Here is a 13,778-nt window from a genome sequence, read left to right as displayed (position 1 = left end):
CAGATGTGGCGTAGATCAAAAAAGAAGAGAAGCAAGAGCTTTCTAAGGGTGGAGCAGCGATCTGACCAGATATAACCTATAAAATAAAAGATGTCTGCCGAGCGGTGGCAGCGAACCACACCAATGACGCCACAAAAGCCTTTGCATCTTAAGACCTACTTACTGATCGCAGTAATGGTGATCGCCGGTCCACTGGGCAACGTTCTGCTAGGCAAGGGAATGAAGCATATCGGTGAACCAGTCATCTGGCCTCCCTTGCAACTGCTCCACACTGGGCTGAATATCTTTACATCCGCGTCGATCTGGTTGGGAATCACGTCGCTGATTACATTCTTCGTAGCCTACATGCTGGTGTTGTCGTGGGCCGATTATAGCTTCGTGCAGCCTGCATCCTCGCTGGCTTACGGCATGGTCGCGCTACTCGGGTATCTGATGTTGGGTGAAAGAGTCTCTCCGTTGAGATGGGCCGGCATCGCGGTTATTTGCCTGGGCGTTTTTGTGGTCGGCCGCACCAATCCTCGCACGACGAGGCAGGTTTAGGTTGCCGCATTTCATTCTGTTCACGCTGATCGTTGTCGCCGGAACGGGCGGCGAGTTATGTGTCTCCCGCGCGATGAAGGTTGTTGGAGAGGCCCCAAGTTTGCGTCCAGCGGAGGTCGCAAAGGTAATTCTGAGAGCACTGCGCGTCCCTTGGATGTGGCTTGGGGGTGGAATGATGGCGGTAGCGTTCTTTGCCCTACTGGTAGCCTTGTCAATCTACGACGTGAGTTTCGTCGTCCCTGTAACGGCGTTGAGCTACGTGGCGGGTGCCTTTGGAGGGGTCGTGTTTCTGCGCGAACATGTAGACTTTCAACGCTGGATCGGAGTCTTGCTGGTTGCGATCGGCGTCACACTGGTGTTTTTGGGAAAGAACTAACCGCCTCGAGGTTGTCGCTTTGTGTTACGGCTTAGGCGCGGCCGGCTTAGGAATTCGCAAGGTCCACGAACCTCCGAACACAATTGTTCTGCCCTCGGGACGTGAGATCGCTTTGTACTCGTTTAGGTACTTGAAGAAGAAGTTGAGATTTTTGGGGGGAAGTATGAAGTTGCTCTGGAGGCCTACTGCGTGAACGGAGTAGAACGGCACGCTACTCGCAGGTAGATTGCCTATCGTTCCGCTGTTAGCAGAGACCTGCCACTGGTCGTATCCGATTACACCGAGTTGAAGCAGTCTGCTAAAGTCTTTTTTGAGTGGAAGGACTTGGCCCGCTCCCCACTCAGTAGTAAAGGTTTTTCCCGGCGTCAGCGCAGTTCCTGTCTTCTGTCCATGTGTCTCCCAATCGGTGGACAAGTTTAAGCTGGTTCCCTTGTTCTTTGTAACGTAAACAGTTGTGCCAAAGGTTAAATCGTTGCCCCAATATCCCGAGCCTACATTGTTACTCGCTCCAGCAACGAAGCGTCCGGTCGGGGCGACGAACGCGTAGCCGGCGACGATGTCGGCCCGCTTGAGATGCCAGCCGAGGTTGACGGGCTGGACCCACAAGTCTCCAAATCCTGATCCTCCACCAGAAGCACCCAGATTAGTTCCGGAGATGTCGGCAACCAGACTGCCGTTTGCGACATTGACAGAGATGTAGGGAGCGAAAGATGCGCCTAAAATCTTCTTCTTTAGGACAAAGTAGAAGATGTTTTCGTCGGCCCAGAAGCCGTAAGTACCGACCACATTGGGGCGATGGTTTCCATTCGCGTCATTCAGTGAGCTTGCGGAGTAGTTGAGCGCTAAATTGGCGTAGGTCAGTCCGGGGGAAGGAACTACGCCAGCATTCAGCCCGAATTGTCCGGGCACGTACTGGCCCTTCTGTTGAGCATGCAATGTCGCTACGCTTATGAACGCAAAAATCGTAAGAGCCCAAGGTGAAGATGAACGACGGTTCAATATTTTGTCCATGTCTTTTCCTTTACTTTTGCGACGTTTCCTGCTCACTCAGGGCCACAAGCTCCGGGTAGCTTAATAAAGTAGGTTGCGAGCTACGAGTGTATTCCGCACTACGATCGTTCTGTGCCGATGCGCTGCAACACAAGATTAGTGTCAGGAGCAGGACAAAACGGGCCAGGACAGCAGTGTCAAAGACGCAATCCGCTACTGGAAGATAGACGATCTTGCTTTGAGCTGCCAAGGCTTTGTCAAACTTCGCCACCGATTCCTCCGATTAAACAGGATCTGACAGGGAGGCTATCTTCAGCGAAGCTTCGGAGCTACTAGCAAAACTTCTAGCCTCTGACTGGTATTCATTGAAGTCAAAACTGGGGTGAATGTCGGATTGTAGATGTCACTTATTCACCTACCAGGAAGCAATCTCTTCGCCTTGTATTCTCTGAGGACAGCATCACTATTCGTATCGATGACGTGATTCTAGAAGGCCGAGAGAGTGTGTGATGGACTGCGTTCCGCCTATCGCGATCTTTCATACATACGTGATCACTACTGTAGAGGCATACAGAAACTGCGATGCTTTGTGACTCAATCCGTCCGCATAGGCAAGGTCATGAACAGCAACAATTGAAGATTCTCCTTGTCAGGAGCTAGCCGCTCTGACGGCAGGCGTGAGGCCTCAACGCCGGTGGATGAGGAAGCATGTAGACTCGAGTCGATGGCTTGGCTTCCAGGAATTCGTGTTGGGTCATACGAGATAGTCGATGTGCTCGGCGACGGCGGAATGGGTAAGGTGTTTCGCGTGCGGCATCTGATCTCAGACCGCACGGAGGCGATGAAAGTACTGCTCGCAGCGTCTTCCGCGAGCCAGGAGATGCTGGATCGGTTTACGAGAGAGATTCGGGTGCTGGCCACACTGAATCATCCAAACATTGCCGTGCTGCATACTGCATTTCATCATGAAGACAGCTTGTGATGATTATGGAGTGGAAGGGATGGATCTGCGGCGCGCGCTGGCAGCGGGTATCACGCTGGACCAGGCGGTGGCCTATATACGTCAGCTGCTCACTGCGTTGGAGTATGCGCACTCGCGCGGAGTGATTCATCGGGACATCAAACCGTCGAATATCATGGTGACGCCCGGGGGATAGGTTAAGGTGCTTGATTTCGGGCTGGCGCTAGCAGCCCCCGAAGCGCGGTTGACGATGACCGGGGCGCTGGTCGGGTCGATGCACTACATAGCGCCGGAGCAACTATCGGGCGAAGGGCACGATGCGCGGTCGGATCTGTATGCGGTGGGTGTGACGCTGTACGAGATGGTTACGGCAAACTGCCGATTGAGGGCACCAGCTACGCGCAGGTGATTAGTGGGCTTCTGCAGCACAGTCCGGTATCGCCGAGCCGGATTAACCCGCTGATCCCCGCCGAGTTTTCGGCCGTAGTGATGAAGGCGCTGGCTAAAGAGAAGCGAGAGCGGTGGCAAACCGCGAGGGAGTTTCTTGCGGCGCTCGATGCCTCGCAACTGGGCCAGGCTTCACAAGTCAGGGTTTTTGCTGGTTCGACGCCTACGTTGACAGGTGCGGCAGAGGGAGTGATTGCAGAGAGTTCGAAGTACGAACCGGATCAGTTGAGCGAGATTACGCTGAAGCTGGCCCACTATGTCGGGCCGATCGCGAGCGTGCTGGTAAAGCGTGCTTCCAGTAGTGCGAATGATCTGCAGGCGCTTGTGGAGCAGGTAGCGCAGGAGATTGAGGAGGCGGATGCGAGACGGAGATTTCTCTCCTCGGTGGGCGGACGGTTTCGCAAGAGCGGCCTATTGTAGCTAGCCGAGCATTCGCAAGGCCTTTACTACGGTGACTACCAGGCGATTGAAGGATGCGGTGAGCTGGGCCATTTCATCCTTGCCGCGAACGGGTAGTTCGGGCTGGTCGAGCTGGCCGAGACTGACACGGTCGGCGACCGCGGAAAGCTTGCGCAGCGGCAGGATGATGAGGTAGTAAAGCACGAGATCGATAGCGAGCAGTATGGCAGCAAATGTCGTGACCAGAGACCAGAGGAGAGTTTTGAACGCCCTTGACGCAATCTGGATAGGGACAGCCATCGGCACGGAGACGATTTGGGCACCAACGATTTCGTTGAGTTTCCACCCGAAACCGTTCGTCGATCCATATTTTTCGACCATGGTTTTTGGAGCGACGGAGGGCAGTGTATGGCACTCCAGACAGCCTGACTCCGTCTTGATGGGGTGAGCGAGATAGAGCGAAGGGCCAGTAGCGGTTTCCCGCTCGCCGACGAACTCCTTCAAGTCCGCCTTGTTGCGAAAGGCATCAATGACATCGATCTCCCAATCGACGGCACGGTCCTGGAGGTTGGTAGGGTTGAGCGTGGCCTCCTTGTACATGTATTCGGGAAATTTTTGGCGCAGGCGAGCGAAGGTGACCGTCGCACCGTAAAACGGAATGGCCTGCGGGGAAGGAGTGAGCTACCCAGGAGACAATGGCGAGACCGATGGCGACAACGGCGACGACAATCAGGTTGAATTTGAGTAGAAGTTTCATGGTTTCTCCAACAACGCATTGCTCTTACAGCGTCAGGCGGTTCTGTCGATGACCAGGAGGGTGCAGTCGTCGTCTGCCGGGGCACCCTCGCAGATCGCCACAAGCTCGTTGACCCTCGGCTGAATGTGACGCCGAATTCCGTGTTCGCTCGCACGGAATCTCGCCCGCTCACAACTCTGATCATGGAGATCAACCCTCTCTCCGGGCTAAGAGAGAAGCCGTCTTTCATGAAAATGTTCAAGATGCTCTCTTCGATTACGACAGCGCAGAGATCAGAGCCGACGCCCAAGCTGCAATCGAACATGCTGCTCAGTATCTGAAAGAAAATCCATCTATTCGGGTGCAGGTTGGCGATTACGCGGATGGGCGCGGCTCAGCCGAATACAACCTGGCGCTTGGGGAAGAACGCGCAAACGCCGCGCGCAACGCGCTGATTGCAGCAGGGGTTGATGCAGATCGAATTCAGGTCATCAGTTACCGAAAGGAAGCAAATATGCACCGCTGAGACCGAGAGCTGCTGGCAGCAAAATCGCCGTGCTCTGCTTTCCAAATGCATCCCTAACGGGAAGCACGGCCATTCCCGGCTTCCGCGGAAAGCAATGACGGAAACAGTTCGAGCATGAGCCTTCACAGGGTTCGGCTGAGAGGGGCTCAATCGTTCCAGGTCAACTGGTCGGAGGTCTTCGGTTCCGATCCCGCACGCGATAAGCTGCCACTTTGTTGCGGTTTCCACATATTTCCATGCTGCACCAGCGCCGATTGTGTGACTTAGTCTGGTCGGAGAACCAAAGCGAGCAGGTGTCATCCTCGCAGTGTTTTATGAGATCAAAATCGGCTGTCGTGAGGAGTTCGGCAGCAGCTTCCGCTACAGGCGCTAAAATTGATCCGGCCGTCTCTTGCCGTCTAACCGTCTCAATCTCCACTGCGTTGGGTCCTCTCCAAACCAACTGTGGGTAGCTCCGGCTAGCCGCTAAGATACTGTTAAGGATAAAGGGATCTCCCCGCTGTCCCATCTTTCGCGATTCGACAAGGGACCGGACGCTCTCTCGCAGCCTTCGTGCGGAGCGTAGCAGCGCGACCGATCCGGTCCTGCCGTCAATTCGTGGAGTTCGTGGAGTCGGATATCCGGCTTGCCTTAGCCAGATGAGCACATCCTCGTCGCTCTGCAAGAGGTCCAGAAACGCTGCATTCACTCTCATTCGAGTATTGAGGAAGTCCAAAGCAGGGTGCCCCGCTAGAAACAGCGCGTGAGGTCTCCCTGATTCTTCGGGGCTCACGGTGTGTGCATTCATATCAGCGACTGTAACCGGCAAAAGGAACGTTTGCAAGTGTTATAAATCACTCTCAGACTACAATTAAGCTCTCTGCGCGAGCGGGACATGGTGCCTGCAGACGGGCATTGAGAAAGGAGGGCCAATGGAGTCAGCAATAAAATCTCCCGCGAAGCTGGCATCGAACACGCAAGGCGAGCAGAATACTTCAGGCCTGCTTTCCTCCGACGCGGTGCTCGACATTCTCCGATTGATTCGACTGATTGGAATGAGATTCGTCTCTATACTGGCATGGGGAGGCAGGACGCCCATGGACGCAGATGACTTGAGGATTGTGGACGCCGTGGCAAGAATCGGCAGCATGAACCGGGCGGCAGCTGAACTGAACATGGTGCAATCAAATGTCACCTCCCGCATTCGCCTCCTGGAGGAAGAGCTCGGCGTTCAGCTATTCGTCAGGCATAGCCGTGGTGTGGAGCCGAGTGAAGCGGGTCTACGCCTTCTTTCCTATGTGGAGCAGATACGTGCACTGTTCCAGCAAGCCATCACGGCGGTCAAAGAGGATGGAACTCCAAAGGGCAAACTGCGTATCGGAATGCTGGAGACCACAGCTGGATTGCGGCTTCCCACACTCGTAGCCCAATATGCACAGGAATATCCGAGGGTTGAGTTGGCCGTCATGACGGGGACTACGACATCTCTGATTAATCAGGTGGTGGAACACGAATTGGATGGTGCCTTTGTGGCTGGACCTGTTCACCATCAAGAACTGAGCGAGGAATTACTATTCCTCGAAGACCTTGTCCTCGTAAGCCCTTTATCCGTACGGAACTTCGATGACCTCGCCAAAGTTGAAAACCTCAAAGCAATCGTGTTTCGACAGGGTTGTTCTTACCGTCAAAGGCTCGGCTCTATCCTCGATGGGCTAGGTATTCGTTACACCGTAATGGAATTTGCATCTCTCGATGCAATCATTACCTGCATCACTGCAGGCGTAGGCATAACGCTGCTACCGAAGACGCTGGTGGAGAGACTCTGGACAGATCAGTCCGTCACTGTGCACGAACTCCCAGTGGATCAGGCACAGGTAGAGACTGTATTTGTTAGACGACATGATCGCTATTCGACGAGCGCACTCAACGCTTTCTTAGGAATGAGTCGTCAGATCTCGAACATTGGGACACTCGATCGGCAAGTGGAAGCTATCGACTAAAGCGATAGCGGGTATCAGAACAAATCGGGCCTCGTAGCCCCCTCCTCTCACATCTATATTGGAGCTTGAACGCAGCAGGTGGCCGCATCAACGCGCGGCATCGTCAACGTCGAGGATCGTCCTCATGTTGCCATCTGCGGTACTGGCAGTATTGGTTTCGATAGGAGCAATAAATGGCAAACACTCAAAAGACGGTAATCGTGACGGGCGCCTCCCAGGGAATCGGCGCTGCAGTCGTAAAAGCGTTCCTGGAACGCGGCTATAACGTAGTGGGCACCTCTCGCAGCGCGTCAAAGTCGGCTGAGTTAAAGGCTTCCGACAAGCTTGTGTTGGTGGACGGAGATATCGGTCAGGCTGCCACGGCAAAGAAGGTGGTCGATGCAGCTGTTCAGAAGTTCGGCTCGATTGATGCGGTTGTCAACAACGCTGGCATTTTCGTGGCGAAGCCCTTTGTTGATTACAGCGCCGACGATTTCCGTTCGCTGGTCTCCACGAATCTCGAAGGCTACATCTACATCACCCAGCTCGCGGTCAAGCAGATGCTCGCTCAGAAGTCGGGCGGAAGCGTCGTGGCCATCACGACATCGCTGGTTAAAAATCCCATCGCTGGCGTATCGGCATCCGTGCAGATGATCACGAAGGGCGGTCTCGAGTCCATCACGGTCAGCCTGGCGTCAGAGTATGCGAAGGAACACATTCGCTTCAATGCGGTTGCACCCGGGATCGTTGATACTCCCCTTCACAAAGACAACCCAAAGGACTTCCTCAAAACCTTGTCGCCGATGGGCACGATCTCCACTTCGGAGGAAATTGCAAGCGCAGTGGTCTATCTCACTGAATCGCGCCAGATCACTGGGGAGGTGCTGCACGTAGACGGCGGTCAGCACAACGGCAAATGGTAAGCCCGAAGGGCTCGCAGCCGGCTAGCGCGGAGCGCCGGCTGCAGGACCTTGGGATCGTGCTCCCCAATGCGCCCCACCCCCTTGGCGCCTACGTCGAGGCCGTCCAGTCAGGCAGCCTTTTCTTCCTCAGCGGAATGCTGCCGGTCAAGGATGGCAAGCTTCAATTCGTTGGGCGGCGAGGCAAAGAGCTCGACGAATCTGCCGGGCGGGACGCTTTGCGAACCGCGACTCTGAATGCTCTTTCCGCTGCGAAGGCGCACGTAGGGTCGCTGGACCGCGTGACGAGGGTTGTCAGCGTGAAGGTCTATCTGGCAACAGACGGAGACTTTTATAACCAGCCTATTGTTGCGGACGCAGCATCGGAGCTTCTCCGCGATGTATTTGGAGAGGACAAGATGTCCGTGCGGTCCGTATTAGGAGTAACCGCCTTGCCTCTCGGTGCGCCGGTCATGCTTGAGGTAACGTTCGAAGTCGAGAACAAAGAAGGCGGAAGCTAAGCTCCCGCCTTCTTTGTGGAATATAGAGGATCGTTATGGCAGCTCGAGTGGGCTCAAAATTGTGGACGGGCAATCGACTGACTTCACGCTTGGGACTTCAATATCCAATTATTCAAGGCCCGCTCGGAGGGTTGTCCTCTCAGCGGCTTACAGCATCTGTTTCGAACTATGGGGGACTCGGATCGTTCGGTGCTCATGGACTCAAACCGGAGGCTATTCGCAATGTCATTCGCGAGATCAAGGCCCTCACAACAAAGCCATTTGCGATGAACCTGTGGGTCTCCATGGAAGACGAAGGGGCCGTCGCCTCGACGGAAGAGGCATTTCATCGCAGCCTCTCTCCTCTGGCAAAACATATTGAAAGTGTCGGAGGAGCCACGCCCTCCTATCGCCCGTACGAACCGATTCGTTTCGAAGATCAGGTGCAGGTTCTCCTGGACGAAGGGATCTCCGTATTCAGCTTTATTTATGGCATTCCCTCCAAACAGATTTTGGATGAGTTCCGCCATCAGGGAATCGTGCTGATTGGAACGGCGACCACCGTAGACGAAGCGATTGCCTTGGAACAAGCGGGAGTGGACGTGATTGCGGCCTCCGGCTTTGAGGCAGGCGGCCATCGCGGCTCCTTTCTGCAACCGTCCGAAGATTCCCTGACGGGGACGATGGCACTTGTGCCGCAGGTCGTCGATGCCGTACGACTTCCCGTCGTCGCCGCAGGCGGAATTGGAGATGCGCGCGGGATTGTGGCAGCCTTCGCTCTCGGAGCCGAAGGTGTGCAGATGGGGACGGCCTTTCTCGCGTGCGAGGAGTCGGGAGCGAACACGCTTCACCGTAAAGCGCTCCTCAGCGGTCAAGCTAGGCAGACTGCTCTTACTCGAGGGTTCACCGGAAGACTTGCTCGCGGCATCAAGAACCGCCTGCTCGACGAACTCAACCAAAATAATATAGAGATCCTGCCTTACCCCCTTCAACGTGCGCTCGTGCGGCACTTATCGATTCCGGCCGAGAAGGCAGGGAGACCCGAATTGCTTCCTCTCTGGTCCGGACAGAGTGCGAACCTAGCGCGGTGTACGCATGTGCGCGCACTACTAGACACGCTGGTAAAGGAGATTTCTGAGATTGGCGGTGCCGTCCAAAGTTGGAGCGCACATCGTCAGCTTGAAGAAGCGCAAGAGTGACTGGGTCCTCCACTGACCGGATACCATCATCGTCCAAGAGCCGTAGACGTCCTTTCAGGATGATGTGATCGCCGTGAAGCTTATCCTTGCACTGCAACACGGACCGAGCATCCTTGTCGCGCACAGCTATGGAGGAGCGGTAATTACGGAAGCGGGAAACGACCAATCGGTTGTTGGTTTGGTGTATATCGCGGCGGCCCACATGCCGGATTCAGACGAGAAAGAGTCGGACGACGAAAAGCGCTTTCCGAGCGACCTCGCCAAATCGGGCGCCATAAAGAAATGCCCGACGGTTTCACATATATTGACCCGGCACAGTTTCGTGAATTGTTCGCAGCCGACCTTCCCGGCGACAAAGCCGCATTCATGGCGCGCGCGCAGGTGCTCAACTTTGCGTACAACTTCTCAGCGACGATCACCACGGCTGCCTGGAGAACCAAACCGATCAGTCTACGTCTCGCATCCCAAGGAAGTGGCAGATGTAATTGAGAGTGCAGCGCGTGCGGTCTCGAAGTAGCTCGGTCTCCGTAGGGAGTCCCCGCACCCTTAGTACCCAAGTGAAACTTCTCGAAATTCAGTCGTCACCAAAAGGCGAATCTTCCGACTCGATCACTCCAAGCGTCGGAGCGAGGCGACGGAGGACGAAGACTTAAACTCGGGAAAGCGCTGATTTATGCAACCGTATATTGATTGAGGAAGCCATCGCGAAAGGCAGAGTCACGGTAGGCTTCCGTGCCTCCGGGCCGTAGTGTAGACAATGCACCCGTTACGTTGCCCATGGCTGCGGCACGCAACGGGTTCTCGTCTTTGAGGTAGAAGTTCAGGAAGCCTGCGTTGAAGCTGTCCCCAGCGCCGATCGTGTCGACCGGTTCCACTCGGATCGAAGGCACCCAGTCCCGCTTCTTCCCCTGTTGCACGACAGCACCGCGAGCGCCACACTTTACAACGATCAAAGGAACGCGGGGGGCCAGAGAGTCGAGCGACTCTTCAAGGGTGGGTTTTCTGGCGATCCGCAATATTTCATCTTCATTTGGCAGAAGAACATCGATTCGGTCGAGGAGCTGATCGAGAACGCCACACCAAGTATCGTTAGGGTCGTCATTAGTATCCAGGGAAAGTGTCAGCCCAGCCTTTTTCAATTGGTCAAAGAGCTCGGGCAAGTCGGGTTGAAGACCTGTCTGTAGGAAAAGTGAGGAGAGATGAAAGTGACGCGAGGAGGTAAGGTAGGCCAAATCCAGATCCGCGATGGTCATCTCGGCCATAGCTCCGAGATAGGTCAGAATGTGACGTCGCTGCCCATGAGGCAGAAGCACGGTTACGCCGGTTCCCACGTCCTCTCTGGAGGTGATATGGGATAGATCCACGCCACTTTCGCCTAGACGGGCTAAAGCTATGTCTCCCATTTCATCGCGACCGACCTGGGAGATGAATCCTACCCGGCCGCCAAGCGCAGCAAGGTTATGAGCAAGAATCGAGGAGGATCCCCCAAGAGTCACCTTGAATCCGGAGCCGAGAAGCTCTCTTTCCGTGGACATCTGCTCCGGCAGGCCATACAAGATGAGGTCGAGGTTGGTTTCGCCTGCAATCGTGATGTCGAAACGTCTTTGATGTTCGCCTCGTGGCCTGGTGAGCATAAAACCTCGTATTGTTTTGTTGCGTTATGCTGAGTATAGTTATTATTATTACTTTTGTTTAGCTTCGATTTTGATTCAGTATGCATTATTTTCCACTATAAAGGAATCCTGTGATATCCCTTTCAAGTTTTGTTGATTTGCCTGTCGAAGAACAAAAGGCTCGCGGTCTTTTGTTTACGCCGCGTGAAATAGCGCAACAGCCAGCCACTTGGGAGACGACGTTTCAGATATTTCGGCAACATCAGGAACGGGTCTGCAGCTTCCTGGAAGAGGCAGGTGTTCGGGACAAGCTGGACGACCGACCAGTGGTTATGCTCGTTGGAGCCGGCACTTCGGATTATATTGGCCACGCACTGGAGCTTTTGCTGAGGCAAAAGTGGGGCTGCGAAGTGTCAGTATGTGCAAGCACGGACCTGTTGCCCAATCTCGAGGAGTATGTAGTTCCGGGACGAAGATATCTCTGGATTTCGTTCTCGAGGTCGGGAGATTCGCCTGAAGGGGTTGCAGTAATGGAACAAGCCATCCAGCAATATCCCATGATCTCTCAGCTGGTGGTGACTTGCAACGCGCAGGCTCGGATGATTGCGATCTGCAAAAAAGCAGCCCTGTCTTGCGTAGTGGTGTTGGATGATGCCGTGAATGACCGTAGCCTGGCGATGACGAGTTCTTTTACGAACATGATCGTAATGGGGCAGTGTCTGGCGCACGCCTGGTCGATTGAGGAATATTCGACGATCGTCGAGCGGCTGGTTCGGGGGGGCCGACGATTTTTACAGAACGCAGAGAAGGAGGCCGAACGTGCCGCATCGCTGGGATTCTCGCGGGTGTGCATGGTCGGGACCGGCTCGTTGGCGAGTGTCGCGGAAGAGTCTGCGCTGAAAGTTCTGGAGATGACGGCGGGACAAGTCAAAACTATGTCGGAGACAGTGCTTGGACTTCGGCACGGGCCAATGGCGGCGCTCGATAAGCAGACTTTATTTCTGTGCTTTGTTTCGGGCGAGAAGCGCAGGGCAAAGTATGCAAGTGATCTGTTGCGTGAGATCGGGGAAAAGGGAATCGTAGCGGAGCGGATCGCGATTGGGCCGACGTCGGAGAAGTCGGAGATTGAACCTCACTGCGAGTCGTATCTCGCCATTGAGGAGGATATTGCGGATGCGTATCGGCCGGTATTAGATGTGATCTTCGGACAACTGCTCGGTCTATATTGCTCGGTAGCCCGCGAGCTAAAGCCTGATTCGCCCAGTCCGAGTGGGGTCATTAATCGAGTTGTTCAGAAGTTCAGGATCTATTGACAGCGATGCGATCGCCGCTTCAGGATTTTCTCTCAAGGCGCAGGTCGGGAGTTTCGACTGGAATCTACTCTGTCTGTTCCGCACATCCATGGGTAATTCGTGCGGCGGCTGAGCAGGCCGCGGAGGCACATTCGCTATTACTGGTCGAGGCTACAAGCAATCAGGTGAATCAGTTTGGTGGCTACACTGGCATGCGGCCGGCAGGATTTCGAGACTTCGTGCTGGGATATGCAGCCGCGGCGGGACTCGAAACAAGATTGCTAATACTTGGCGGCGACCATCTGGGTCCCAATCCGTGGCGCACCATGCCTGCGGATGAGGCGATGAAGCATGCTCAGGACATGATCGCGGAGTACGTTCAGGCTGGATTTACAAAGATCCATCTGGACGCGAGCATGTCCTGCGCCGGTGATCCACAGCAGCTCTCTGATGAAGTTGTAGCGCAGCGTGCGGCGCAACTATGCAGAGCCGCAGAAAATGCAGGCACTCCTGGCGGCGGCCCGGTATATGTCATCGGAACTGAGGTTCCCGTGCCTGGCGGTGCGATGCACTCTGTCCAGGAACTCGATGTGACCTCGATCGAAGCTGCGGAATATACGCTCGCAGTTCATAAGCGAGTCTTCGAAGAGCAGGGACTGGCTGAGGTTTGGCCGCGGGTAATAGCTCTTGTCGTGCAACCGGGCGTTGAATTCGACCATGATTCGGTTGTTGCGTACGATCGCGCAAAGGCGAAACCGCTCGTGGATTGGCTTCGAGTGCAACGCGAAGAAATTGTATTTGAGGCGCACTCGACTGACTACCAGCTACCGAATGCGTATGCGGAGCTGGTCGAAGATGGTTTTGCAATCTTGAAAGTAGGGCCTGCACTCACATTCGCCATGCGAGAGGTGCTTTGTGCGCTCGAAGATATAGAGTCGCAGTTGATTGCGGAGAATCAGCAGTCCTTTCTCACTCGCACGATCGAGAAGATCATGCTGCGAGAGCCAGCGAACTGGAAACCCTACTACCAGGGCACTCCCGCAGAGCAGAAACTATTGCGGCTCTACAGCTATAGCGACCGTATTCGTTACTACTGGCATCTACCCGAGATCGATGAAGCAGTTGATAGGTTGATTGCGAATCTCTCTGCGGTGACCATACCCGAGAGCATGTACAGCCGCTATCTGCCGTTGCAATACGCGCGGCTGCGAAATAAAGAAATAGAAGGTGACCCAGTGTCCTTGATCGTAGACCGCATTCGGGACGTGCTGCGTGTCTATGCTGCTGGCTGCAACCAAGTCGCACCTCTTTAGTCTTTCCTTTTAATTCGGAATTGCCTATG

At 54.8% G+C, this 13,778-nt stretch carries 16 protein-coding genes and 1 pseudogene; 13 read left to right on the top strand and 4 right to left on the bottom strand.

What is annotated here, in order from left to right; translation table 11 throughout:
• Positions 1 to 123: 123 nt before the first annotated feature.
• Together RBB81_RS03220 and RBB81_RS03215 are read left to right on the top strand one after the other, a co-directional pair.
• Positions 124 to 540 carry an EamA family transporter gene (locus tag RBB81_RS03220; protein WP_183791127.1) on the top strand — a complete coding sequence of 139 codons (417 nt, stop codon included), beginning with the start codon at positions 124 to 126 and terminating at the stop codon, positions 538 to 540.
• A 1-nt stretch (position 541) separates the two neighbouring features.
• Positions 542 to 916: an EamA family transporter gene (locus tag RBB81_RS03215; protein WP_179586769.1), complete on the top strand. Its 375-nt coding sequence runs from the start codon at positions 542 to 544 to the stop codon at positions 914 to 916.
• Positions 917 to 940: 24 nt separating this feature from the next.
• Here RBB81_RS03215 and RBB81_RS03210 read toward each other — a convergent pair whose 3' ends face one another.
• Positions 941 to 1,825 (bottom strand): SphA family protein, encoded by an 885-nt coding sequence (locus RBB81_RS03210; RefSeq protein ID WP_179586767.1) that lies wholly within the window; start codon positions 1,823 to 1,825, stop codon positions 941 to 943.
• Positions 1,826 to 2,630: 805 nt separating this feature from the next.
• Here RBB81_RS03210 and RBB81_RS03205 point away from each other — a divergent pair.
• The 3 genes and pseudogenes from RBB81_RS03205 (at position 2,631) to RBB81_RS03195 (ending at position 3,734) form a co-directional block, all read left to right on the top strand.
• On the top strand, positions 2,631 to 2,888 hold the full coding sequence (locus RBB81_RS03205; protein WP_353072697.1) for a protein kinase domain-containing protein: 258 nt from the start codon (positions 2,631 to 2,633) through the stop codon (positions 2,886 to 2,888).
• Positions 2,872 to 3,276: pseudogene (locus RBB81_RS03200) on the top strand (serine/threonine-protein kinase). Before RBB81_RS03205 ends, RBB81_RS03200 begins: the two are co-directional and overlap by 17 nt.
• Entirely contained in the window at positions 3,273 to 3,734 is a 462-nt protein-coding gene (locus tag RBB81_RS03195) for a hypothetical protein (protein ID WP_257025764.1), read from the top strand. The pseudogene RBB81_RS03200 and the gene RBB81_RS03195 overlap by 4 nt, the downstream one beginning before the upstream one ends.
• On the opposite strand, the gene RBB81_RS03190 is transcribed toward RBB81_RS03195, so the two are convergent.
• The gene (locus RBB81_RS03190) at positions 3,735 to 4,313 is read right to left on the bottom strand and encodes a c-type heme family protein (protein ID WP_257025763.1); all 579 of its coding nucleotides are present in this window, start codon (positions 4,311 to 4,313) and stop codon (positions 3,735 to 3,737) included. It abuts the gene before it with no gap.
• A gap of 314 nt (positions 4,314 to 4,627) precedes the next feature.
• Here RBB81_RS03190 and RBB81_RS03185 point away from each other — a divergent pair, with 314 nt between their 5' ends.
• A complete protein-coding gene (locus tag RBB81_RS03185; protein ID WP_353073889.1) occupies positions 4,628 to 4,975 on the top strand; it encodes an OmpA family protein in 348 nt (115 codons plus the stop codon).
• 160 nt (positions 4,976 to 5,135) lie between these two features.
• Here RBB81_RS03185 and RBB81_RS03180 read toward each other — a convergent pair whose 3' ends face one another.
• Positions 5,136 to 5,669, bottom strand: a complete 534-nt coding sequence (locus RBB81_RS03180; protein ID WP_246373754.1) for an ABATE domain-containing protein — start codon at positions 5,667 to 5,669, stop codon at positions 5,136 to 5,138.
• Positions 5,670 to 5,886: 217 nt separating this feature from the next.
• Here RBB81_RS03180 and RBB81_RS03175 point away from each other — a divergent pair, with 217 nt between their 5' ends.
• The 5 genes from RBB81_RS03175 to RBB81_RS03155 all read left to right on the top strand — a co-directional run bounded on the left by RBB81_RS03175 (position 5,887) and on the right by RBB81_RS03155 (position 10,048).
• Positions 5,887 to 6,954 carry a LysR family transcriptional regulator gene (locus RBB81_RS03175; RefSeq protein ID WP_353072695.1) on the top strand — a complete coding sequence of 356 codons (1,068 nt, stop codon included), beginning with the start codon at positions 5,887 to 5,889 and terminating at the stop codon, positions 6,952 to 6,954.
• 200 nt (positions 6,955 to 7,154) lie between these two features.
• A complete protein-coding gene (locus tag RBB81_RS03170) occupies positions 7,155 to 7,856 on the top strand; it encodes an SDR family NAD(P)-dependent oxidoreductase (protein WP_348641625.1) in 702 nt (233 codons plus the stop codon).
• Positions 7,850 to 8,353, top strand: a complete 504-nt coding sequence (locus RBB81_RS03165; protein WP_353072694.1) for a RidA family protein — start codon at positions 7,850 to 7,852, stop codon at positions 8,351 to 8,353. The genes RBB81_RS03170 and RBB81_RS03165 overlap by 7 nt, the downstream gene beginning before the upstream one ends.
• Positions 8,354 to 8,484: 131 nt before the next feature.
• On the top strand, positions 8,485 to 9,531 hold the full coding sequence (locus RBB81_RS03160; protein ID WP_423248048.1) for an NAD(P)H-dependent flavin oxidoreductase: 1,047 nt from the start codon (positions 8,485 to 8,487) through the stop codon (positions 9,529 to 9,531).
• 64 nt (positions 9,532 to 9,595) lie between these two features.
• Positions 9,596 to 10,048 (top strand): alpha/beta hydrolase, encoded by a 453-nt coding sequence (locus tag RBB81_RS03155; protein WP_353072692.1) that lies wholly within the window; start codon positions 9,596 to 9,598, stop codon positions 10,046 to 10,048.
• 154 nt (positions 10,049 to 10,202) lie between these two features.
• On the opposite strand, the gene RBB81_RS03150 is transcribed toward RBB81_RS03155, so the two are convergent.
• The gene (locus RBB81_RS03150) at positions 10,203 to 11,165 is read right to left on the bottom strand and encodes a carbohydrate kinase family protein (RefSeq protein WP_183791138.1); all 963 of its coding nucleotides are present in this window, start codon (positions 11,163 to 11,165) and stop codon (positions 10,203 to 10,205) included.
• 509 nt (positions 11,166 to 11,674) lie between these two features.
• Here RBB81_RS03150 and RBB81_RS03145 point away from each other — a divergent pair.
• Together RBB81_RS03145 and RBB81_RS03140 are read left to right on the top strand one after the other, a co-directional pair.
• Entirely contained in the window at positions 11,675 to 12,457 is a 783-nt protein-coding gene (locus tag RBB81_RS03145) for a hypothetical protein (protein ID WP_246373758.1), read from the top strand.
• 5 nt (positions 12,458 to 12,462) lie between these two features.
• On the top strand, positions 12,463 to 13,749 hold the full coding sequence (locus RBB81_RS03140; protein WP_353072691.1) for a D-tagatose-bisphosphate aldolase, class II, non-catalytic subunit: 1,287 nt from the start codon (positions 12,463 to 12,465) through the stop codon (positions 13,747 to 13,749).
• Positions 13,750 to 13,778 lie beyond the last annotated feature (29 nt).

The sequence above is a fragment of the Tunturibacter gelidoferens genome, assembly GCF_040358255.1.
In the GTDB taxonomy this organism is placed as follows: domain Bacteria; phylum Acidobacteriota; class Terriglobia; order Terriglobales; family Acidobacteriaceae; genus Edaphobacter; species Edaphobacter gelidiferens.
Note: the sequence above shows the minus strand (reverse complement) of the source record. Positions and strands in the feature narration are given on the sequence as shown.